This is a genomic window from Rhodoplanes sp. P11 (genome assembly GCF_964266735.1).
Lineage (GTDB): Bacteria > Pseudomonadota > Alphaproteobacteria > Rhizobiales > Xanthobacteraceae > Rhodoplanes > Rhodoplanes serenus.
On the sequence record NZ_CAXWGY010000017.1, the window covers coordinates 356,500 to 377,751 of the forward strand.

Below are 21,252 nucleotides of genomic sequence, written 5' to 3' on the forward strand. Positions count from 1 at the left end.
GCCAGCCGGCGGGCTGGTGTCACCGGCGTGCCGTGAGCCGACAGGGAGGCGGATGATGGAAGTCCTGGTCTATCTGGTGCCGCTCGCCCTGCTTCTCGGGCTCACCGGCCTCGTCGCCTTCCTGTGGTCGCTCAAATCGGGCCAGTACGACGATCTCGACGGCGCCGCCTGGCGGGCCATCCTGGACGACGACAAGCTGCCGCCGTCGCCGCCGCGCAAGCGGTGACCGGCGCCGCCGGCGCGGCTCTCAGTCGATCTCCACCTCGGCCTCGATCTCGACCGGGATTCCGAACGGCAGCGACGCGACCCCGATGGCCGAGCGGGCGTGCTGGCCGCGCTCCGGCCCGAACACGGCGAGCACCAGGTCCGAGAAGCCGTTGATGACCCGCGGCATGTCCTGGAAGCCCGGCGCCCCCGCCACCATGCCGAAGGCGCGCACCCAGCAGGTGATGCGGTCGAGATCGCCGAGTTCCCGGGCGAGGCTCGCCAGGATCGAGAGGCCGGTGAGGCGAGCGGCCTCCGTCGCCTCCTCCACCGAGATGCCGTCGCCGACCCGGCCGGGCCGTGCCCACAGGCGGCCGTCCGGCAGCACCGGGCCGTGACCCGAGATCACGGCGCGCCGGCCGACCAGCCGCACCGGGCGGAACGGCAGCACCGTGCCGGGCGGAAGCTGGGGGCCGGGGGGCAGCACCAGGCCGAGCGCCTTCAGGCGGGCTTCGATGGACATCGAGACCTCATGAATGGGGACGATGCGGGCCGAACGCGCCGACGTGATACGCCATCCGGGTGATCGCGTCGTGCCCATTCCGGGCGTCCCGCGCCGACTGGCGGTCCGGACTCCCGTCGAGAGCCGGCGAGCAGGCCGCCTCATGCACGCCCCGACGGCCACCACCGGCGACGGACGGGTCCGGCCGGCCGGCGGCGCGCCGTGCAAAAAAGCGCGGGCCGAAGGCCCGCGCGGAGTGGTCCAGGTCGAAGTCGAAGCGATCACCGGCAGCCGCAACGGCCGCCGTGGTCGCGGCGCAGGTCGCTACTCGGCCGCCATCGCGCGCGGCTTCAGCGGAAGCTGGAGGCGCTGCCACACGTCGACCAGCGCCTCGGCGAGCGCATGGATCAGCGCATCGTCGTGATAGGGCGACGGCGTGATGCGCAGCCGCTCGGTGCCCTTCGGCACCGTCGGATAGTTGATCGGCTGGATGTAGATGCCGTGCTCCTCCAGCAGGATGTCGGTGGCGGCCTTGCACTTCTCGGCGTCGCACACCATCACCGGCACGATGTGGGTGTCGGTCGGCAGCACCGGCAGACCGGCAGCCGACAGCACTGCCTTCAGGGTGGCGGCGCGGTCCTGGTGGCGCTCGCGCTCCCAGGTCGACGACTTCAGGTGCTTGATCGCGGCGGTCGCGGCGGCGCAGACGGCCGGCGGCAGCGCGGTGGTGAAGATGAAGCCGGGCGCATAGGAGCGCACCGCGTCGACCACGTCCTTGCTGCCGGCGATGTAGCCGCCGAGGCAGCCGAACGCCTTGGCGAGCGTCGCCTCGACCACGTCGACCCGCTGCATCTCGCCCTGGTGCTCGGCCTGGCCGCCGCCGCGCGCGCCATACATGCCGACCGCGTGCACCTCGTCGATGTAGGTCATCGCGTTGTACTTCTCGGCGAGGTCGCAGATCTTGCCGATCGGCGAGACGTCGCCGTCCATCGAGTACAGGCCCTCGAAGACGATCAGCTTGGCCCGTTCCTTGCCGGCCTTCTTCAGCAGATCCTCCAGGTGCTCGACGTCGTTGTGGCGCCACACCACCTTGTCGGTGCCGGCATTGCGCACGCCGGTGATCATCGAGTTGTGGTTGAGCGCGTCGGAGAGGATCAGGCAGTTCGGCAGCAGCTTGGCGATGGTGGAGATGCCGGCGTCGTTGGAGACGTAGCCGGAGGTGAACACCAGGCCGGCCTCCTTGCCGTGCAGGTCGGCCAGCTCTTCCTCCAGCAGCACCAGCGGATGGTTGGTGCCGGCGATGTTGCGGGTGCCGCCGGCGCCGGCGCCCATGCGGGTCGCCGTCTCCACCATGGCGCCGACCACCTTCGGGTGCTGGCCCATGCCGAGATAGTCGTTGGAGCACCAGACGACGACGTCGCGCGGTCCCTGCGGCGTATGGTGGATCGCGTGGGGGAACCGACCGGCCAGGCGCTCGAGGTGGGCGAACACCCGGTAACGGCGCTCATCGTGCAGCCGGTTCAACGCCTCAGTGAAAAAAGCGTTATAGTTCATAGAATTAACTCCCCCGATCCACGGTCGGTAGAAGACGAGATTAGCATGTGATCGCTGGAGTTGACAACGAGAGCTGTCATGCTGCCTTGACGTTTGTCAACTCTGCGACCTTCGCGGGCTCCGATTCGGCTGATCGGCGCCTTGCCTCCTCCTGCCGCGCGACCGGCCCGGGATCGGGTGCGGCCCCGCGACCGGCACGCGCGCATTTTGGAATTGTCCTAGACCCAGATCGACTTCAAAGAAAGCCGAGAACGCGGGGCTGCCTGCGGTCCGACAAGGACGCCGGGCATTGTCGCAGTGGGCCGGTGTCGAGATGCCGCCCGACCCGATTCCGCCCGCCGCGGGAGCGGCTCCCGACCGGCGTCGGAGCTTCGGACCGGCGCTCACGCGGCGGTTTCCACTTCGGCCGGAAACGCGCTAGGGAACGAGACCGAGGGCCGAATCGGTCGCAACCTCCGGTGCCGGCCGCGTTCCTGGACCCGGTCGGGTCCGCCGGGCGGGGCTGCGGGGTTGCAGGGCCTGCGTGGTTGTCGGGTCGGCGGCCGCGGACTATGGGTAGGGCGCTTCCGGGGCCGCCGGGTTTTGCTTTAAGTCGTTGCGATCATGGCTTCCTTCGTCACCGACATGGTCGATCGCGCGCGCCTGGCGGCGCGGGCCATCGCGGATTTCGGCGAGAACCTCGTCCGCCCCACCGTGCGCATCGGGGTCACCGGCCTGTCGCGCGCCGGCAAGACGGTGTTCATCACCTCGCTGGTGCACGGGCTCGCCCGCGGCGGCCGCTTCCCGGTGTTCACCCCGCTCGCCGACGACACCATCCTGCGCGCCTATCTGGCACCGCAGCCCGACGATGCGGTGCCGCGCTTCGAGTACGAGTCGCATGTCCGCGCCCTGGTGGGCGACCGGGTGTGGCCGGATTCCACTCGCCAGATCAGCGAGCTGCGGGTCGTGGTCGAGCACAAGGCCGGCGCCGCGCCGGGCCAGACCCGCACCCTCACGCTCGACATCGTCGACTATCCGGGCGAGTGGCTGCTCGACCTGCCGCTGCTCGGCAAGACCTACGAGCAGTGGGCCAAGGAGAGCCTGGCGCTGTCCAGCACCGGGCCGCGCGCCGCCCTCGCCGCCACTTGGCACGCCTATAATGCCGGCCTCGACCCGGTGGCGCCGGCCGACGAGCAGGTGGCCATCACGGCCGCACAGCTCTACACCGATTACCTGCGTAGCTGCCGGGCCGAGCGCTACTCGCTGAGCCTGCTGCCGCCCGGCCGCTTCCTGCTGCCCGGCGACCTCGCCGGCTCGCCGGCGCTCACCTTCGCGCCGCTGGCGCTGCCGGCCGAGGCGGCGCCCCCCGAGGGCTCGCTGTGGGCGATGATGAAGCGGCGCTACGACGCCTACAAGGACATCGTCGTCAAGCCGTTCTTCCGCGACCACTTCGCCCGGCTGGACCGGCAGATCGTGCTGGTCGACGTGCTGGCCGCCCTCAATGCCGGGCCGGCCGCGGTGCGCGACCTCGAATTCGCGCTCGCCTCCATCCTCGACTGCTTCCAGGTCGGCCGTCGCACCCTGCTGACCAGCCTGATCAGCCCGCGGGTCGACAAGGTGCTGTTCGCCGCCACCAAGGCCGATCATCTCCACCAGGTCAGCCACGACCGGCTGGAGGCGATCCTCGGCCGGATGATCGAGCGGGCCGCCAACCGCGCCCGCTATGCCGGCGCCGAGGTGGACGTGGTGGCGCTCGCGGCCGTCCGCGCCACCCGCGAGGCGCGGGTGCGCTGCAACGGCGACGAGCTGCCCGCCATCGTCGGGGTGCCGGCCGCCGGCGAGCGGGCCGCCGGCCACCTGTTCGACGGCGAGCGCGAGATCGCCCTGTTCCCGGGGGACCTGCCGGCCGATCCCGAGCGGGTGTTCGACCTCGGGCCGGGCGGCTTCAACGGCCTGATGGCCTCCTCGCCGGACGACGCCGAGTTCCGCTTCCTCCGCTTCCGGCCGCCACGGATCGAGCGTACGGTGGACGGACTGCCGAGCCTGCCCCATATCCGCCTGGACCGCGTGCTGCAATTTCTCATCGGAGATCGATTTCAATGAGCAGCCCCGCCGAATCCCGCCGTGCCGCCGAGCCGCGCCGTCCCGCCGCCTTCAGCGTGGACGATCCTAATGTCGTGATCGGGCCGGGTCCGGCGGCCGAGCCGCCCCGGCGGGTGGCCCGCGCCGAGGTGCCTCGGCCCTTCGCCAGCGTCGCGGTGCAGCCGGCCGCGCCGGTGATCGCGACCCCTGCCGCAGCCGCCGCGGTGCCGGTCGCCAGCGTCGCGGTCGCCGAAGCGGCGGCCGCCCGTCCGGCGACGCCGTCTCGCCCGGTTCCCTGGGGACTCATGTTCTGGGGCTCGGCGGGCGGCCTGGTGGTGCTCGGCCTCGCGCTCTCGGTGATCGATCTCGTCGCCGATCTCTACGGCCGCTCCGGCTGGCTCGGCACCCTCGGCTTCGTGCTGGCGGCGGTCGCCGCGGTCGCCTTCACGGTGATCGCCGGCCGCGAGGCCGCCGGCCTCCTGCGGCTCAAGGCGATCGACCAGGTGCGTGACCGTGCCGCCGAGGCGCTGGCCAGCGACGATCGCGCCGCCGGCCGCGCCGCGGTGACCGAGCTGCTGACCGTCACCCGCCATACTCCGACGCTGGAGCGCGCCCGCGTGCGGGTGCAGTTCCACCTCAACGAGATCATCGACGGCCGCGACCTCGTCCATCTGGCCGAGCGCGAGCTGATGACCTCGCTCGACGAGGAGGCCAGCCGGCTGGTGACCAACGCGGCCAAGCGCGTCTCGGTGGTGACCGCGGTCAGCCCGCGCGCCGCGATCGACATGCTGTTCGTGCTCGGCAGCGCCATCGTGCTGGTGCGCCGGCTGGCGCTGCTCTACGGCGGCCGTCCCGGCGCGCTCGGCATGGCCCGGCTGATGCGGCATGTGGTGTCGCACCTGGCGCTCACCGGCGGCCTGTCGGTCGGCGACAGCGTCGTCCAGCAGATGATCGGCCAGGGCCTCGCCGCCAAGGTGTCGGCCAAGCTCGGCGAAGGCGTGCTGAACGGGCTGCTCACCGCCCGGCTCGGCCTCGCCGCCATCGACGTCACCCGGCCGCTGCCGTTCTCGGCGCTCAAGCGCCCGACCATCCAGGATCTCGCCGGCAGCCTCGTTCGCGCGCCGGAGCGGGACGCCGCCGCGCCGCCCGCCGCCGCCCGCGCCGCCACGGCGGAGTGATCGGCGCCGGGCCTCGGGGCGACGCCGCATCCCGGGCGGAACCAACCGGCCGCGTTCGCGTTGTCGCGACACGCGGTCGTCCGTCCGGCCGCGCTCTCTCGGTTTCCCCCGGAGGTCCGGTCGATGGTGAGTGCGCGGCGCGGGACGCTTCGTCTGCTCCGTGCCCTCATGGTCGGCGCGATCGTGGTTCCGGCGACCCTCTTCGCCTATGTGGCCTGGGTCTCGTGGGATCAGATCAGCAGCATCGCCGACGATCGCCTGGTGCGCACGCTGGACGTGCTGCACGAGCAGGCCCTCAAGGTGCTCACCACCGGCAGTCTCGTGCTGGACGAGGTGGTCGACGCCGCCGACAATCTCAGCGCTGAGGCGCTCGCCGCCCGCGAGCCGCAGTTTCACCCCCGGCTGAAGCGGATGGCCGATCTGCTGCCGGAGGTGCAGTCGATCTGGATCATCGATCGCGACGGCCTGCCGGTCGCGTCCAGCTACTTCGCGCCGGCGCCGCGCACGACGCCGCTCACCGACCGCGACTTCTTCCGCACGCAGCGCGAGCAGGACCGCGGCCTCTATGTGAGCGGCATCCTGACCCCCCGCCTGGTGGAGGGTCCCGCCTTCTTCAGCATGAGCCGGCGCCTGCGCGATCCCGCCGGCGGCTTCAACGGGGTCGCCACCGTCTCGATGCTGCCGTCCGACTTCGAGAAGTTCTATGCGGAGCTGGCGCGCGCGCCGCGCGAGTTCTTCACGCTGGTGCGCGACGACGGCGCGGTGCTGGCCCGCCATCCGGGCGGGGCGCGGGCGCTGCCGCGGCTCGATCCCGCCGGCGAGCCGTTCCTGGCGAGCCGAGGCGAGGGGCCGGAACGCGGACTCTACACCGCCGCGGGCCGGAGCGACGGAGCGGAGCGGCGGATCGGCTACCGGCGTGTCGACGGCTACCCGATCTATGTGCTGGCCGGGCTGGAGACGGCGTCGCTGCACGAGGAGTGGCGGGCGGCGCTGCTTGGTCACCTGGTCTTCGGCCTGCCGGCCACGCTGCTGCTGCTCGGCGTGCTGTGGTTCGCCCATCAGCGCACCCGTAGCCTCTATGCCGAGGCGAGCCGGCGCCAGGTCGCCGAGACGGCGTTGCGGCAGGCGCAACGACTGGAGGCGGTCGGCCGCCTCACCGGCGGCGTGGCGCACGACTTCAACAACCTGTTGATGGTGATCTCCGGAAGCGCCGCGCGGCTGCGGCGCAGCATCGACGGCGAGAAGGAGACGCGGCTGGTCGAGATGATCGCGGAGGCCGCCCGCCGTGGGGAGACGCTGACCCGCCAGCTCCTGTCGTTCTCGCGCCAGCAGTCGGTGAGCCCGCGTAGCATCGATCTCACGGTTCGCCTGCCGGAGCTGAGCGATCTCGTCCGCCGCTCGCTCGGCGACGATGTGGAGGTCCAGATCGAGGTTCCGGACCACCCGTGCCCGGTGAAGGTCGATCCCGGCGAGTTCGAGCTGGCGGTCATGAACATCTGCGTCAATGCGCGCGACGCCATGCCGAAGGGAGGCCGCCTCACCGTGCGGGTCCGCGATCTGATGCTGGACGAGACCGCCGATGGCGGCCTGTCCGGCCGCTTCGTCGGCGTTGCCTTCGCGGATAGCGGCACCGGCATTGCGGCCGACGTGCTGCCGCGCGTGTTCGAGCCGTTCTTCACCACCAAGGACAGCGCCAAGGGCACCGGCCTCGGGCTCAGCCAGGTGTACGGCTTCGCCCGCCAGGCCGGCGGCGACGTGCGCATCGAGAGCCGGCTCGGCCACGGCACCGTGGTGACCCTGTGGCTGCCCCATGTGCCGCTGGAGGCGGCCGCGCCGGAGCCGAGCCCGCCGCCGATCGCCACGACCGAGGAGCGCCGCTCGGTGCTGGTCGTCGAGGACAATCAGGCGGTGGCGGAGGTCTGTCGGTCCTATCTGGACCAGCTCGGCTGGGACATGATCTTCGCGGCGTCGCCGCGCGAGGCGCTGGCCTCGCTCGGCAACGGGCATGCGGTCGACATCGTTCTCTCGGATATCTTGATGCCGGGCGGCATGAGCGGCATCGAGCTGGCCCGCGAGCTGCGCCGCGTGGCGCCGTCGGTGCCGGTGGTGCTGATGACCGGCTTCAACGATCGCGCCGACGAGGTGGCGAGGAGCGGCTATCCGGTGCTGCGCAAGCCGTTCGACATCGAGGCGCTGCATCGCGAGCTGACCGCCGCGCTGGCGCGGGCGGGGTCCGACGCCGCGTGAGACCGCTGCCGCGGATGCGACGGTGGGGCGAGCGCGCCCCGACGGTCACATCGAGCCGGTCACACCGAGAAGTCGCCGGCGCGCGGCGCCACCCGCTGGCGCGGGATGCGCACGCCGCGCCGCTGCATGTCCCTCAGGATCACGTACATCTGGGCCGCCACCAGGGCGTCGTTGAAGGCGTCGTGCTGCGGCAGCATGGTGAGGCCGAGATCGGCCGCGATGGCGGCGTAGCGTAGATCGATCTCGGTGCCGGGCGGCGCCTTGCCGTACTTGCGCTCGTAGTACAGCTCGGAGACGTCGTACTGGCGGTTCGGCAGGTTGATGTTGAGCAGGCCGAACAGGTACTTGTTGATCATCCGCACGTCGAACGAGACCCAGTAGCCGACCAGCGGCCGGCTGCCGACGAAGCGCAGGAACTCCGGCATCACCTCGCGGATGGTGCGGCCCTCGCGGACGTCGGCCTCGCGGAGCTGATGCACCTTGATGGCGGACACCTCCATGGCGGCGCCGGGGCGGATCAACGCCCGGAACGTCTCGCTGGTGAGGATGCGGTTGCCGCGGATCTTGATGGCCGCGATGCTGATCACGTCGTCGGCCAGGATGTTGAAGCCGGAGGTCTCGCAGTCGAGCGACACCACCTCGCCGGAGTCGTCCGGGTGGAACAGGAAGTCGTAGGAGCGATCGGCCAGCAGCATCCGGTCGATCAACGCGCGCGAGCGACGGAGGATCTCGAAGCGCATCAGAACACGCTGAGGTGATAGCGGTTGCGGATGATCTCACGGAAGCGCTTCACCACCCGCAGCGCATCACGCAGGAGATCGCGGTCGCGCGTGGTCAGCTCGCCGAGCTTGACGATGGACTCCCGCTCGCGCCGATCGGTGGCGAGTGCGGCGAGCTGGGCGCGCAGGCGGATCTCCATGAAGTACGACAGGGCGCTCGCGAGCTCGCGGCCGAGATCGGCGCCGATCAGGCCGTCGTCGACCAGCGCCTCGATGCGGCGCACCGTGGAGACCTCGCGGATGCCGCGATCGATGGCCAGCGTGCGGGCGCCGTGGACGATCGGGAAGGTGCCGGCCTTCTTGACGTCGATCTCGTCGGAGCCGACGCCGACCGAGGCCATGAAGGCGGTGAGCCGGCCGGCGCTGGCCCCGGCGAACAGGTCGATGGCGCGGGCGAAGCGGGCCAGATAGGCGGTCTCGCCGCGCATCAGGTCGATCAGCGCGCCCTTGGCGCGGTCGAGCAGCTCGTGGTGGCCGGTGACCGACACCGCATCGAAGAAGATGCCGAGATTCATCGGCCCGTCCTCCTCGGGCGAGCGCACCCAGCCGTCGAGCTGGCGCAGGAAGTCGTCGACCGGCTGCGACCACACCGGGTTCTTCACCATCACGTTGCCGGGGCAGGGCGGGAAGCCGTAGTGCTCCAGCGCGCCCGAGAAGGCGATCCGGAACGCCGCGAGATCCGCCTCCGGCACCGGCTCGGCCAGCAGCAGGCCGTTGTCCTGATCGGTGCGCACCGTCTGCTCGCCGCGCCCTTCCGAGCCCATCACCATCAGGCAGCCGGCCGCGCGGATCGACGGCGGCGCGACGAGATCGAACAGCTTGGCGAACAGGCGGCGGTTGAGATCCGAGGTGATCTCGGCGATCACCTCGACACGGGCGCCCTGGCGGTGCAGGCGCTCTACTTGCGCCTGGATGTCGAGCACGCAGGGCTTCAGATCCTCGGGCGTGCGCGCCTGCTCGATCTGGCCGGGGATGAGCTGCGGATTGCCGGCGACGAGGCCGAGGATGTCGATGTCCTCCAGCACGCCGACATAGCCGTCCTCGCCGCGGATGGCGAGGCGCCGCTTGTTGTGGCGGGTCATGGCGATCACCGCCGCGAAGACGAAGTCGTCGAGCCCGATCGACACCACGTCGAAGTGGCACACCTCGCGCACCGGCGCGTCGAGCGGCTTCTTGTCGACCACGAACGCCTTGGCCAGATTGGCGCCGGTGACGATGCCGGTGCGCTCGCCGTCGCACACGAACAGCGTGTTGTTGTTGCGCTCCTGCATGAGATGGCCGCACGCCTCGATCGGCATCGTGCCGTCGACGAAGATGGCGGCGTGATAGCGCACGTCGCGGACATGGGCGCGCAGGGCCTGATCGACGCCCTCCTGGTCGCGCCGATGATAGGAGCGCAGCTTGCGCGAGATCTCGGAATAGAAGAACGCGGCGAAGCCGGTGTTGCGGGCGACGAGATCGAGCACCACCGCCTTGGGCACGAGGTAGCACAGGGTCTCCTCGGCGGCCACGAAGGCGGTGCCGGCCGGCCCGTGCACCAGCGAGCGGGCGTCGAAGGTGTCCTTGGGGCCGAGGCTCGACTCGATCGTCTCGCCGTCGCGCTCCTCGACGCGGCCCTTGATGACCACATGCAGGTGCTCGGAGCGCTGGCCGGTCGCGATGATCGGCTCGCCGGGCGGGAAATAGCCGATGTCGAGGGCGGCGCGTAGCGTGCCGATCTCGGCGTGGCTGAGCCGGTCGAACGGCGGATTCTGGGCGTCGAAGGCTTGCGGCATGGGCACCCGACCGATGACGGTCCTCGGTCGCGCGGGGGTCGCGGCGGGGCCGGAGGAGGGAGGCGGTCGGTCCGTCGGACCGGCCGCTGTCGTCTGATTGGCACGGTGCGGGCGACGAGATCGCTCGCCGTCGATTCCGGCACGCCGTGGCTGCGGTCGTCGCCGGCGGGCCGAGGCCGCGCCGAAGCGCGACCCCGTCGAGAGCGTCGGCCGCGCTAGTGGGCGACCGCCTTGGTGGCGCCGATGCCGGTCTCCGAGCGCACGTACTGGGCCTCGTAGGCGGCAGTGTCGATCTTGGCGCGGGCGCTGCGATCGAGCTTCGACACCAGCCAGATGCCGACGAACGCGATGGTCATCGAGAACAGCGCCGGGTTGTCGTAGGGGAACGGCGCCGTGGCGAAGCCGAAGGTCTTCACCCACACGGCCGGGCTCAGCACCACCAGGGCGACCGAGGAGACCAACCCGAGGAAGCCGCCGATCAGCACGCCGAGCGTCGTGGTGCCGCCCCACATCACCGACATCAGCAGCACCGGGAAGTTGCAGCTCGCCGCCACCGCGAAGGCGAGGCCGACCATGAAGGCGACGTTCTGGTTCTCGAAGATGTAGCCGAGCACGATGGCGACGATGCCGATCACCACGGCGGAGATCTTCGACACCCGCACCTCGCGGTCCTCGGACACGCGCCCGAGGGCGATCACCGAGGCGTAGAGGTCGTGGCTCACCGCCGAGGCGCCGGCGAGCGTGAGGCCGGCCACCACGGCCAGGATGGTGGCGAAGGCGACCGCCGAGATGAAGCCGAGGAAGAGCGGGCCGCCGACCGCGTTGGAGAGATGGATCGCCGCCATGTTGGTGCCGCCGAGCAGCGCGGTGACCTTGTTGTAGGCGCCGTCGGCCCCGACCTTGTAGAACTCGGGATCGTTCATCAGCAGCGTGATGGCGCCGAACCCGATGATGAAGGTCAGGATGTAGAAGTAGCCGATGAAGCCGGTCGCGTAGAACACCGACTTGCGCGCCGCCTTGGCGTCCGCGACGGTGAAGAAGCGCATCAGGATGTGCGGCAGGCCGGCGGTTCCGAACATCAGGGCGAGGCCGAGCGACACCGCCGACACCGGATCGGTGACGAGATTGCCGGGCGCCATGATGGAGCCGCCCTTCGGGTGGATCTCGACCGCCCGGGCGAACAGCGCCTCCGGCGAGAAGCCGAACTTGATCAGCACCATCAGGGCCATGAAGGTGGCGCCGCCGAGCAGCAGGCAGGCCTTGATGATCTGCACCCAGGTGGTCGCCACCATGCCGCCGAAGGCGACATAGATGATCATCAGGGCGCCGACCAGGATGACGGCATAGAGATAGGGCAGGCCGAACAAGAGCTCGATCAGCTTGCCGGCGCCGACCATCTGGGCGATCAGGTAGAACGCCACCACGGTCAGGGTGCCGATCGCCGACAGGCTGCGGATGCGGGTCTGCTCCAGCCGGAACGAGACGACGTCGGCGAACGTGTACTTGCCGAGATTGCGCAGCCGCTCGGCGATCAGGAACAGGATGATCGGCCAGCCGACCAGCCAGCCCACCGAGTAGATCAGCCCGTCGAAGCCGGTGGCGAAGACGAGGCCCGAGATGCCGAGGAACGACGCCGCCGACATGTAGTCGCCCGCGATGGCGAGCCCGTTCTGGCCGGCCGTGATGCCGCCGCCGGCGGCGTAGAAGTCGGCCGCCGAGCGGGTGCGCCGCGCCGCCCACCAGGTGATCCCGAGCGTCGCCGCCACGAAGGCGAAGAACATCAGGATGGCTTCGAGGTTGAGCGCCTGCTTGCCGCCGCCCTCGATGGCGCCGGCGGCCTGCGCGGTGTCGACGAGGCCGAAAGCCGCCCCGAGGGCGAGGGCCGACAGCACCGTGGCGGTGGTCGTCTTGCAGACGGTGCGCATCACTTCTGCCTCCCGGCAATGTCCTGGGTGTCCGCGTCGAACTCGGAGTTGGCGCGGCGCACATAGATGCCGGTCAGCAGGAAGGCCGACACGATCACGGCGAGGCCGATCGGAATACCGATGGTGGTGACACCGCTGCCGAGGCGAATCGCGAGGACGCTCGGGGCGAACGCGATCACGAAGACGAAGCCGAAGTAGATGAGCAGCATCGCCACGGTCAGCGTCCACGCGAAGCGTGACCGCTTGGCGACGAGCTCCTGGAATTGCGGGTCGTTCTTGATCGTGTCGTACGATGGCGTACCCACGGCGTCCCCCTGGTTCATTGCGCCTCCCACTTGGACGCGGCCGCTTTGCGCGGCTCTAGTCTAGGGGCACCATAGTGGGGGCGACGAATTGGCGCAATCCAACCAAAGACGCACCGCACAAGACGCGCCGCACAAGGAAGGCCGACGGCTACTGCGTCGCGCCGCCGCGAGGCGGGCCGACACGGCGTATGCGGCACGGCCTATGCGGCACGGTGTATGCGGCACTTGGGCGCAAACGGCCCGGCGGCTTCGCCCTGGACGTGCCACATCGCGCCCCTATATCGGACGACAGCGATCCGGGCCCCTCTGGCGGACCACCTGCCGCGATGTCGGATCTTTCACCTGCCCTCGTGCCGATCCATGCGATCGGACCGGCGGCATCTGGAGGATTGCGATGGACCTGGTGCCCGGATTCGGACTCGATCTCGTGCCCGCTGCCCTGTTCGCCGATCTGCTCGGCAAGCCGGCCTGGGCGTGGCTGATCTTTCTCGTCATCGTCGCCGCCCTGCTCGCCTTCGATCTCGGTGTCCTGCACCGCAAGGCGCGCGAGATCAGCGCCCGCGAAAGCCTCGTTCTGTCGGCCGTCTACATCGCCGTCGCGCTGGTGTTCGGCGCCTGGGTGTGGGGCCAGATGGGCGCGGACTCCGGCATCGCCTATCTGACCGGCTTCTTCATCGAGAAGACTTTGGCGCTCGACAACGTCTTCGTCATCTCGCTGATCTTCGCCACCCTGGCGGTGCCGCCGCATCTCCAGCACCGCGTGCTGTTCTACGGCATTCTCGGCGTTATCGTGCTGCGCGCCCTGATGATCGGGCTCGGCGCCGCCGTGGTGTCGCAGTTCGGCTGGGTGCTGTTCGTGTTCGGCGCCATCCTGATCGTCACCGGCATCAAGATGCTGGTGGTCGCCGAGAATCCCGCCGCCTGGGTCGACAACCGCCTGATGCGGACCGTGCAGGCGCGCCTGCGGGTGACGCGCGAGCTGCACGGCGACGCCTTCCTGGTGCGCCTGCCCGATCCGGCCGGCGGCGGCCGGCTGCTCTATGCGACGCCGCTGTTCGTCGCCCTGGTGCTGATCGAGTTCGCCGATCTCGTCTTCGCGGTCGACAGCGTGCCGGCGATCTTCGCCATCACCACCGACCCCTACATCGTCTACACGTCGAACATCTTCGCGGTGCTCGGCCTGCGCGCCCTGTACTTCGCGCTGGCCGCCAGCGTGCATCGCTTCCGCTATCTCAAATATGCGCTGTCGCTGGTGCTGGTGTTCATCGGGCTCAAGATCTTCTGGAACCAGATCGTCGGCAAGCTCGATCCGCTGATCTCGCTCGGCGTCACCGTGACGCTCCTGGCCGGCGGCGTGCTGTTCTCGGTGTGGAAGACCGGCCGCGACCGCACCACCGGCGATGCCGTGGCGGATGCGCCGCGCACCACGCTGCTGGCGCCGCTGTTCACGACGGCGCCGCGTCACGGGGCCGGCCCGGCCGGCACTGCCGCCGCACCGGACACCGGCGCCCATCGGAGCTGATGATCACCCTCCCGCCATTCATCGCAACAGGAGAACCCACGATGACCGCTCACGTCACCCTCGTTCCCCGCGCCTCCGAAGGCGCCGCCGGATGGTGTGTCGAGGCCGACACCGCCGACAGCATCGTGGCGCGTCGCAACGCGCTCGCCGCCCTGTGGGCGGCCCGGCTGATGCACCTGTCCGCGGAGGATGCGGCCAGCTACGCGGCCGAGGTGCACGCCGCCGACTTCACCAGCCCGGGCAGCGACGATGTCGTCCACAAGCTCTGGTACGACCTCAACCGCGCCGGCGTGCCGGCGACCCCGCAGGCGGTGCGCGAGGCGCTCTCGCGCTGCCATCGCGAGGCGCTGGCCCAGGTCGGCGCCACCGACTGAGCCGCGCCACCCCGAGATTTCACGAGGACCCCATGACCACCTCTGTCGCCGTCACCACCATCACCGAGACTGCTGTGCCGCCGGTCCACAATCCCGACGCCGCGTCCGATTGCCCAGCCCGCGACGCCGAGATCGTCGGCCGCAACGTCCTGTTCGGCCTGTGGGCGGGCCGCCGCCTCGGGCTCGGCGGCGAGGCGCTCGAGCTGTATGCGTGGGCCGTGCATCTCGCCGACCGCGCCGCGCCCGGCCACGACGACATGATCGCCAAGGTGGCGCGCGACCTCGCCGCTCGTGGCCGCGGTCTCGACGATCGTCGGCTGCGCGACGCCCTGCACGACATGCGGCTACGCGCCCGCCTGGATCTCGCCCGCCTCGACCTCGCCGGCCTCGGTCTCACGCGGTGTGCGCCCGCCGGTGTCGCTGCGGCGCTGGCCGGGCCGTGCGCCGGCCACGCCTGACCGGAAGGACCTGTCGCATGATCGACGTCAACAAGATCCTCACCGCCGTGCTGGCCGGCGCCGCGCCGGGCCAGGGCGGCCTCGGAGCACCCGCCTCCGCGCCGGCGCGCGAGGGCGGGAGCTTCCTTCAGCGCGGCCGCGGCCTGCCGCCCTCCAGCCTCGGCGCCGGCACGGCTCCGGCGGGACCGGCGGGCGGCCTCGACCTCGCCGCCCTCGGCCGGCAGCTCGCCGGCGGGGGCGGTGGCGGCGGTCTCGGCGATCTGCTGTCGCGCAATGCCGGGATGCTCGGCGCCGGCGGCCTCGCGGGCGGGCTCGCCGGGGTGCTGCTCGGCTCCAAGCATGCGCGCAAATATGCCGGCACCGCCCTTCAGGTCGGCGCCGCCGCGGTGCTCGGCGGCCTCGCCTACAAGGCGTATCAGGACTACCGCGCCGGCCGGCCGGTGGTGCCGCAGGGCGTCGCCGACACGCTCGGCCAGCTTTTGGGCGGCGCCAGCGGAGCGACGGGTGGGGCTGCCGGTGCGCCTGCCGCGACCCCCGCCGGACAGGTCGAGGCGGAGCGGGCCGGCCTGCTGCTGCTGCGGGCCATGATCGGGGCCGCCATGGCGGACGGCCGCATCGACGAGACGGAGCGGATGCGGCTGGTCGAGCGGGTGGAGGCGAGCGCTCTGTCGGAGGACGAGCGCCTGGTGTTGGAGGCGATGATCGCCAAGCCCGACACGCCGGGCTCGCTGGCGGCGGATGCGCGCGGCCCGGAGGAGGCGGCCCAGATCTATCTCGCCGCCTATGTGGCGATCGATGCCGACACGCCGGCCGAGCGGGCCTGGCTCGACGACTTGGCGGCCCGGTTGCGGATCGACCCGGCGCTGCGGCGCCATCTCGAGGCGGCCGGCGACGGCGCTCCGGCGGCCTGACCGGCCCCGTCGCGCGCGCGGCGGGCCGCGATGCCTATCGGGCCGGCAGGCCGGTCACCGATCGGTGCGCGTAGGTGGCCCAGCTCGGCGCCCATTGGGCGTCGGCCTGATCGCCGAAGCTCGTCCAGCCGGGGCGCAGCCCGCGGGCGAACAGCTCGAGATAGGGGCCGGGCGAGCACGCCTCGATCACGGCGTACTGCTCGTCCGGCTTGCGCGAGTGCTCGCGCTTGCGGGTGGCGATCAAGTTCACCTGCCGGCGCCCCGGCGCCAGGGTGCGGGCATGGCGGCCGCGCACCCCGAACAGCAGCAGCTCGGTGACGTTGCGGAAGTAGAAGCCGACGCCACGGCCATCCGAGCCGCCGTCCTTGCGCACCTTGTGCCAGACGATGTTGGCCTTGTAGGCGAAGCCCCAGGCGGCGAGCACTGCCAGCCCCTCGGGCAGCAGCGCGTTGGGCACCCAGAGATACAGATGCGCGGTCGGCAATGTCAGCGCGGCGACCGGCAGGCCGGCGATCTCCGGCAGCGTCAGCGTGCCGTAGCGGGCCAAGCGCCGGTGCTCGGGCGCCATCTTGCCGGTGCGGTTGACGAACTGCCACGGCGGATCGGCCAGCACGGTGGCGAAGCGGCGCGCACCCGCGAGCGCCGCGAGCGCGTGGGCGGCAGCCTCGGCAATCGGAGCAGCGGACATCCGAGACCTCGGAGTCGGCGCGCGACGGCATCGCCGGCCCGTCGGCACGGTCACGCGACGCCGGCTGCCACCGTCATACCGCGCTGGCCGGGAGATCCGCCAGTCGTGGGCGGCCCACGACCGGACCGAGTGCGTACGAACGGAATAGCCCTGGACCGAGACCTCCGGTAGAAAGGTGGGCGATAGCCCATCTCCCGAGGCAGGTGCCGATGTCGTGTGGCTCCCTGATTCGAAACGCCCTGCTGTTCTGGTTCATCCTGTTCGCCATCGCGTTCGCCAACGGCGCCTTGCGCGAGCTGGTGCTGGTGCCGCTGATCGGCCCGACCGCACTGCCGGTCTCCGGCGTCACCGGCATCCTGCTGATGGGGGTAGCGATCGCGCTGTTCATTCGCGCCGCAAAGCCGCCGTTCGGGGCCGCGTTCGCAATCGGGGCGCTATGGCTGGTGCTGACACTGGCGGCCGAGATGGTGCTGGTGGTGGCGAGCGGCAAGCCGGTCCGGGTGGTCGCCGAGGCGTTCTCGTCGACCGCCGTCGCCGATGGCGACCTGTTCGCTCCGCTCGTCGTGTTCGTCGCCCTGTCGCCGCCGCTGTTCTCGCTGCTGCGGCGACCGCTGCACTGAGCTGCGGACGAGTCGACCGGCGGCCTCGATCGGGCCTCACTCGGCCGGCAAAAGCCGCTATGATCCCCCGAATCTTTTGTATCGGAGTATCGAGGCACCCATGATGGATCGCTTCACGCGCGGGCTGCTGGTCGGCCTGCTTGCCGTCCCGTCCGCGGCCCTGGCCCAGGGGCAGGCGCCCCTCCAGGATCGCTGGCCGGCCCCCACCCAGCAGATGGAGCAGCGCGCCCCTGCGGCGACCGACGCCCCGGCCGAGCCGGCCGCGAAGCCGCGCCCGCAGCGTCGGCCGCAGGCTCAGGCGCCCGCCCAGGCTCCGGCGGCGGCACCGGAGGGGGGCGGCGCGGCGGCTCCCGCGGCCGCTCCGGCCCGGCGGGCCGCCGGGGGTGCCAAGCCGGCCGCCGCGTCACAACGGGCGATCGCCTGCTCGGGCCCGTTCGCCAAGTCGGCCACCCACCTGTCGCTCGCTTCGGCGTTCGACTCGAAGAACATCACCTTCACCGAGGTGGACGGCGGCCCGGACGGCTCCAAGCTCAATGCCTCGGTGCTGTTCCCGGACGATCCGAAGCGGCGCCTCGAGGTGCTGTGGAAGGACGAGGGCGAGCGCGCCAACATCAACGTCATCGTGGTCGCCGGCCAGTCCACCTGGACGGCCCCGAAGGGTCTCAAGCTCGGCATGCCGCTCGCCGCGGTCGAGAAGCTCAACGGCAAGCCGTTCAAACTCCAGGGCTTCGATCAGGACTCCGGCGGCAACGTGGTGGACTGGCAGGGCGGCGCCCTGGCGTCGCTGCCGGGCGGCTGCAACGTGACGCTGCGGTTCGTGCCCGGCCCCAAGGTGACGGACGAGGCCAAGGCGCAGGCGACCGGCGAGGGGCTGGTCTCGTCGGCCGCGACCGTCAAGGCGGTGAAGCCCGTCGTCGCCGAGATCCTGCTCGGCTATCCCTGACCATCGAGACATAACGGCGGCGCCGGCCACCCGGGCCGGCGCCACGCGCGGATCGCCGGCGGCCCGATCAGAATGTCAGGCCGGCCGCGGGACCGTCGTGGAGGCGGCGCCGGCACGTCCGCTGGCGCTCAGCGGCGACGTCGGTGCGGTCGCCGTCCGGCCCACCGAGGCGAACGGCCCCGAGCGGGCGGCCTGGAGGGCGGCGCGGGCGCGGGCCGCCGTGTCGCCGTCCTTCGGCACCGCCGCGTAGTCGCCACGCAGGGCCTTGAGGGCGTTGCGCTCGACATCGATCTCGCGGGCGGTGCGGAAGCCCATGCGGCGCATCACCGGCAGCGGCGGGCACCAGCCCTGGGTCGCATGCTGGAGCAGGAAGCCGCCGACCAGGGCCGGCAGCGCCACCCAGCCGCCGCCGCGCGTCAGCGCCAGCAGCGAGCCGGCGAGCCCCACGGCCGCCGCGTTGGCCTGAAGGGCGCGCTCGATATCCCATTCGGCATCGAGGCTGCGCAGCCGCAGCGGGATCTCCTCCTGATGCTCGGCGTAGTACAGCACGTTGCGCTCGATCTGGCGGTCGATGGCGTCGTTGATCTCGGCGTCGGTCATGCGGCGCACGCGCTGCGGCGTGCCGGGAAGCGTCGGGGGATTGGGGCGCTGCGTCATCGGGGGTCCGGCTCGAAGGCTGTCATAAGATGGAAATGATGAGGAGACGGTGTCGCGGCGGATGGTGATCCGCCGCGACATGATCCGCCGGCTGTGCGGTGACGATGGTCCGCCACGTCAGCGGACGATGTCGGCCACCACCGTGTTGGTGCCCGGCTCGACCAGCAGGACGCGGCCGTCGACGACGGCGTACTCGTAGCCGCGGGTCTCCGGCACCTGCATGACGACCTGGCGCGGCATCGGCGCCACCGTCACGGTCTCGGGCAGCACCGAGCCGACCGTGTAGGTGATCGGCCGGGCCACCGGCGCCGCCGCCCAGCCGCTGTAGCCGGGCGCCCAGCCGGTGCTGCTCCAGCCGGAGCCGTAGCCCGGCGTCACGGTGGCGAGCGCCGTCGGGTCGTAGGTCTGCTCCTGCACCAGCGTGCGATAGACCGTGGTGCGCTGCGTCGGGGCGAGCGCCATCGGCGCGGCGCTGACGCGACGGGTCACCGTCCGGCTGCGCGTGGTGCGGACCGGCTCGGGCTCGACCGCGCGGGCCATGATCGGCGGCGTTCCCCGCCGCACGGTACGCACGACCGGCCGCACCGGCTCCTCGTCCTCGATCACCACGGTGCGGGTCGTCGTCGTGGTGACGGGCTCGCCATAGGGACGGACCGCGATGCTGCCGCCCACCGGCGCGGCCGGCACGGGTGCGGGCTGCACCCAGCTACGCGTGTAGACCTCGCCGGACGGGCCGTAGGTCGGGAACACCGGCACCGTCGACACCACCGGCGCCGCCATCGACTGCAACGGCCGCCGCGTGACCGTGATGCCGTCCGGGCCGCGGGTGATCAGGGTCTCGACCGGCTCTTGCGACACCTCGCGGGAGATGACGGTCTGGGCGTTCGCGAGCGCGGTGCCGGACAGGAGCGCCAGGCCGACGGCGACGAGACGGGTGGGGGTCATGCGGTCTCTCCGTGCTGAAGACACTGCACCCGAAACGCCGCCGTGCGGTTGCCGTTCCGGCGTACCGTCACACGCCTGCGTGAGCGGCGGGCCGGCGCCGGGGCCGCGATTCACGATCGATTCAGGAATGCGACGAGGGTCGGGCGGCGGCGGGGCGAGCCTGCCGCACCAGCGTCGCGACCCGGCCCCATTGGGCTGGTGAGATGGCGGGGCTGCATGCTCGCATCGCCCCGGGGGACCGCCTCGGCGGGCGGGACGATGCCGGCGCGCAGCGGGGGACCCGATCGATCAGAAGGAAGGAGTACGGGGAGTATGACCTTGACCAGCACCCAGGCGGTCCAAGACGACGTCGATGCCGTCGCCACCTCGTTCGAGGGCGAGATCCGCGAGTTCGTGCGTCGTGACTTCACGCCGGCGCGCCGCAACACCGACGCCGGCTCGGGCGAGTTCGCCGCCAGCAACATCTCGACGCTGGTGCAACGGGTGGCGGGCACCTCGCTCGCCGAGATCGACAACCTGATCGGCGAGTTGCAGACGCTGCGCGACTACATCGCCAGCGAAGGGGAGCGCGTCCAGCGCGAGCTCGCCGGCTACGCCCAGCTCAACCAGGCCGCCATGCAGTCGACCCGCATCATCGCCGACAGCATGTCGAAGTGGAAAACCCACGTCGACGACACCAAGACCGAGATCGCGCCGCGGGCGTGAGATCTTCGAGCAAGCTGCGGCTGCCGAACTGCCGCTACGTCGTGCGATGGCCGGGCTCCGTCCCGGCCATTCGCGTTCGTGCCGCGGCGCCCGGAGTCGCGCCGCCAAGCTCGGTGTCTCGCGCTACTTGTCCAGTGAAAGCCGCGCCTTGAGGGCGTCGATCCGCTGCGACGCCTCGGCCTTGGTGAGGCCGGGATCGAACGCCTCCGGGTCGTGCGCCTGCTCGGACAGCGTCTTCAGATAGGACGCCTGGGCGCCGGTCATCGCTCGTCGCCCGAGACCCAGTCGCGCGGGTCCTTCTCGGTGTTGCCGGGCGGGTGCGGATCGCGCTTGGGATCGGCGCTCGCCTCCGGTGGCTGCGGTTGCTTGGCGGTCATCAGCGCGTCTCCTCGGTGATGACCGCGGCGACTTGGCGGGATTTCGGGTCGACCAGCACCACCTGCTTCTCGATCATCGCCACCGCGAACGGCTTGGCCTCCGGCATCAGGCCGGCCAGCGTGTCCGGCATCGGCGCGAGGTCGATGCCGGCCGGCAGCGTGGCGCCGACCGCGACGCGGAAGCCGGTGGGCGCCGCGTGGTTCTTCTGGGTGCGGCTGACGCTCTGCCAGATGGTGTGACGCTGGGCGTCGCTGAGCTCGATCCGGGGGCCGTCGGCGGTGTCCTGTGCGGTGGTCTGCGCCGCCGCGACGCCGGTCGGCAGTCCACTCGCCAGGGCGACGGTGCCGGCCACGAGGGCCGCGGCGATGGTCAGGCTCGGCAGACGGCGGCGCATGGGGGTCGCTCCTCGCGGTGGGTGACCCGTCAACGCCCGCTGCCACACCGGGTTCCTGCCATGGCGCGCCCGATCGGTCGGCGGCCCCCGAGTGTGGGTATGGGGCCGCAGGGGTGTGGCCCGATGG

General features: G+C 71.3%; 21 protein-coding genes and 1 pseudogene. 11 read left to right on the forward strand and 11 right to left on the reverse strand.

Annotated features, from left to right (window positions below; translation table 11 throughout):
• The first annotated feature begins 55 nt into the window (after positions 1 to 55).
• On the forward strand, positions 56 to 226 hold the full coding sequence (gene ccoS / locus ACFQUV_RS16160) for a cbb3-type cytochrome oxidase assembly protein CcoS (RefSeq protein WP_129611684.1): 171 nt from the start codon (positions 56 to 58) through the stop codon (positions 224 to 226).
• A 21-nt stretch (positions 227 to 247) separates the two neighbouring features.
• On the opposite strand, the gene ACFQUV_RS16165 is transcribed toward ccoS, so the two are convergent.
• Entirely contained in the window at positions 248 to 727 is a 480-nt protein-coding gene (locus ACFQUV_RS16165; protein WP_111385427.1) for a RidA family protein, read from the reverse strand.
• 303 nt (positions 728 to 1,030) lie between these two features.
• The gene (gene hemA / locus ACFQUV_RS16170) at positions 1,031 to 2,260 is read right to left on the reverse strand and encodes a 5-aminolevulinate synthase (protein WP_129611685.1); all 1,230 of its coding nucleotides are present in this window, start codon (positions 2,258 to 2,260) and stop codon (positions 1,031 to 1,033) included.
• 603 nt (positions 2,261 to 2,863) lie between these two features.
• Here hemA and ACFQUV_RS16175 point away from each other — a divergent pair.
• The 3 genes from ACFQUV_RS16175 (at position 2,864) to ACFQUV_RS16185 (ending at position 7,746) form a co-directional block, all read left to right on the forward strand.
• On the forward strand, positions 2,864 to 4,342 hold the full coding sequence (locus ACFQUV_RS16175) for a YcjX family protein (protein WP_129611686.1): 1,479 nt from the start codon (positions 2,864 to 2,866) through the stop codon (positions 4,340 to 4,342).
• Entirely contained in the window at positions 4,339 to 5,499 is a 1,161-nt protein-coding gene (locus ACFQUV_RS16180; RefSeq protein ID WP_129611687.1) for a YcjF family protein, read from the forward strand. Before ACFQUV_RS16175 ends, ACFQUV_RS16180 begins: the two co-directional genes overlap by 4 nt.
• Positions 5,500 to 5,622: 123 nt before the next feature.
• Complete coding sequence (locus ACFQUV_RS16185; protein ID WP_129611688.1) at positions 5,623 to 7,746, forward strand: hybrid sensor histidine kinase/response regulator; 2,124 nt, start codon at positions 5,623 to 5,625, stop codon at positions 7,744 to 7,746.
• Positions 7,747 to 7,805: 59 nt separating this feature from the next.
• On the opposite strand, the gene ACFQUV_RS16190 is transcribed toward ACFQUV_RS16185, so the two are convergent.
• The 4 genes from ACFQUV_RS16190 to ACFQUV_RS16205 all read right to left on the reverse strand — a co-directional run bounded on the left by ACFQUV_RS16190 (position 7,806) and on the right by ACFQUV_RS16205 (position 12,530).
• Positions 7,806 to 8,486 carry a 3'-5' exonuclease gene (locus ACFQUV_RS16190; protein WP_129611689.1) on the reverse strand — a complete coding sequence of 227 codons (681 nt, stop codon included), beginning with the start codon at positions 8,484 to 8,486 and terminating at the stop codon, positions 7,806 to 7,808.
• Positions 8,486 to 10,300 carry a DUF294 nucleotidyltransferase-like domain-containing protein gene (locus ACFQUV_RS16195; RefSeq protein ID WP_129611690.1) on the reverse strand — a complete coding sequence of 605 codons (1,815 nt, stop codon included), beginning with the start codon at positions 10,298 to 10,300 and terminating at the stop codon, positions 8,486 to 8,488. The genes ACFQUV_RS16190 and ACFQUV_RS16195 overlap by 1 nt, the downstream gene beginning before the upstream one ends.
• A gap of 215 nt (positions 10,301 to 10,515) precedes the next feature.
• Positions 10,516 to 12,225 (reverse strand): cation acetate symporter, encoded by a 1,710-nt coding sequence (locus ACFQUV_RS16200; protein ID WP_129611691.1) that lies wholly within the window; start codon positions 12,223 to 12,225, stop codon positions 10,516 to 10,518.
• Positions 12,225 to 12,530 (reverse strand): DUF485 domain-containing protein, encoded by a 306-nt coding sequence (locus tag ACFQUV_RS16205; protein ID WP_244601774.1) that lies wholly within the window; start codon positions 12,528 to 12,530, stop codon positions 12,225 to 12,227. Before ACFQUV_RS16205 ends, ACFQUV_RS16200 begins: the two co-directional genes overlap by 1 nt.
• 394 nt (positions 12,531 to 12,924) lie before the next feature.
• Here ACFQUV_RS16205 and ACFQUV_RS16210 point away from each other — a divergent pair, with 394 nt between their 5' ends.
• Genes ACFQUV_RS16210 through ACFQUV_RS16225 form a run of 4 tightly spaced genes read left to right on the forward strand, consistent with a single transcriptional unit; the run spans position 12,925 to position 15,795 of the window.
• The gene (locus ACFQUV_RS16210; RefSeq protein WP_129611693.1) at positions 12,925 to 14,052 is read left to right on the forward strand and encodes a TerC family protein; all 1,128 of its coding nucleotides are present in this window, start codon (positions 12,925 to 12,927) and stop codon (positions 14,050 to 14,052) included.
• A 41-nt stretch (positions 14,053 to 14,093) separates the two neighbouring features.
• Positions 14,094 to 14,426 (forward strand): ATPase inhibitor subunit zeta, encoded by a 333-nt coding sequence (locus ACFQUV_RS16215; protein ID WP_165364188.1) that lies wholly within the window; start codon positions 14,094 to 14,096, stop codon positions 14,424 to 14,426.
• A 32-nt stretch (positions 14,427 to 14,458) separates the two neighbouring features.
• Entirely contained in the window at positions 14,459 to 14,884 is a 426-nt protein-coding gene (locus ACFQUV_RS16220) for an ATPase inhibitor subunit zeta (RefSeq protein WP_129611695.1), read from the forward strand.
• Between the two features lie 17 nt (positions 14,885 to 14,901).
• Positions 14,902 to 15,795 (forward strand): tellurite resistance TerB family protein, encoded by an 894-nt coding sequence (locus tag ACFQUV_RS16225; protein WP_207211628.1) that lies wholly within the window; start codon positions 14,902 to 14,904, stop codon positions 15,793 to 15,795.
• Positions 15,796 to 15,829: 34 nt separating this feature from the next.
• On the opposite strand, the gene ACFQUV_RS16230 is transcribed toward ACFQUV_RS16225, so the two are convergent.
• A complete protein-coding gene (locus ACFQUV_RS16230; protein ID WP_129611696.1) occupies positions 15,830 to 16,483 on the reverse strand; it encodes an MT-A70 family methyltransferase in 654 nt (217 codons plus the stop codon).
• A 209-nt stretch (positions 16,484 to 16,692) separates the two neighbouring features.
• Between ACFQUV_RS16230 and ACFQUV_RS16235 the strand changes: the two genes are divergently transcribed.
• On the forward strand, positions 16,693 to 17,103 hold the full coding sequence (locus tag ACFQUV_RS16235) for a hypothetical protein (protein ID WP_129611697.1): 411 nt from the start codon (positions 16,693 to 16,695) through the stop codon (positions 17,101 to 17,103).
• Between the two features lie 100 nt (positions 17,104 to 17,203).
• A complete protein-coding gene (locus ACFQUV_RS16240) occupies positions 17,204 to 18,046 on the forward strand; it encodes a hypothetical protein (RefSeq protein WP_129611698.1) in 843 nt (280 codons plus the stop codon).
• A 75-nt stretch (positions 18,047 to 18,121) separates the two neighbouring features.
• Here ACFQUV_RS16240 and ACFQUV_RS16245 read toward each other — a convergent pair whose 3' ends face one another.
• Together ACFQUV_RS16245 and ACFQUV_RS16250 are read right to left on the reverse strand one after the other, a co-directional pair.
• Positions 18,122 to 18,703, reverse strand: a complete 582-nt coding sequence (locus tag ACFQUV_RS16245; protein WP_244601775.1) for a DUF2892 domain-containing protein — start codon at positions 18,701 to 18,703, stop codon at positions 18,122 to 18,124.
• A gap of 117 nt (positions 18,704 to 18,820) precedes the next feature.
• Positions 18,821 to 19,648 carry a DUF1236 domain-containing protein gene (locus ACFQUV_RS16250; RefSeq protein WP_129611699.1) on the reverse strand — a complete coding sequence of 276 codons (828 nt, stop codon included), beginning with the start codon at positions 19,646 to 19,648 and terminating at the stop codon, positions 18,821 to 18,823.
• A 312-nt stretch (positions 19,649 to 19,960) separates the two neighbouring features.
• On the opposite strand from ACFQUV_RS16250, the gene ACFQUV_RS16255 reads away from it, so the two are divergent.
• Entirely contained in the window at positions 19,961 to 20,353 is a 393-nt protein-coding gene (locus tag ACFQUV_RS16255; RefSeq protein WP_111385192.1) for a hypothetical protein, read from the forward strand.
• A 123-nt stretch (positions 20,354 to 20,476) separates the two neighbouring features.
• Here ACFQUV_RS16255 and ACFQUV_RS16260 read toward each other — a convergent pair.
• Positions 20,477 to 20,730: pseudogene (locus tag ACFQUV_RS16260) on the reverse strand (DUF3072 domain-containing protein).
• On the reverse strand, positions 20,730 to 21,125 hold the full coding sequence (locus ACFQUV_RS16265) for a DUF1236 domain-containing protein (RefSeq protein ID WP_129611700.1): 396 nt from the start codon (positions 21,123 to 21,125) through the stop codon (positions 20,730 to 20,732). The pseudogene ACFQUV_RS16260 and the gene ACFQUV_RS16265 overlap by 1 nt, the downstream one beginning before the upstream one ends.
• Between the last annotated feature and the right edge of the window lie 127 nt (positions 21,126 to 21,252).